This window comes from Campylobacter concisus UNSWCS (assembly GCF_000466685.1).
Taxonomy (GTDB): Bacteria; Campylobacterota; Campylobacteria; order Campylobacterales; family Campylobacteraceae; genus Campylobacter_A; species Campylobacter_A concisus_A.
Window position 1 is genome coordinate 1 of record NZ_ANNG01000126.1, and the last position, 268, is coordinate 268.

Genomic DNA, 268 nt, shown 5'->3' on the forward strand with positions numbered 1-268 from the left:
AATCTCTTTAAGCTTTGTGTTATCTGTGCTAATAATAGTAAAGCTAAGCTGTCGTAATTGATAGCTAGTATCAAGCCCATTAATAAGATTATCAATAATCTTATACTGGCTTTCAGTAGTAAGAAGCAATACCCTATCACTATAAACAGTGTATTTTATATTTTCATTAAATAAAGATAAGGCGGATACAACATCTTCTTTGGAAATATGCTTAAATTTTATTATATAGTCTTTTAAAACTGGCTTCTCTTCAACAGTTGGATTATAT

1 protein-coding gene is annotated in these 268 nt (G+C 28.4%); it reads right to left on the reverse strand.

Features of this window, described 5'->3' with window-relative positions; translation table 11 throughout:
• Nucleotides 1-268: hypothetical protein (locus UNSWCS_RS12175; RefSeq protein WP_035144215.1), on the reverse strand; the 268-nt coding region annotated here is incomplete at both ends.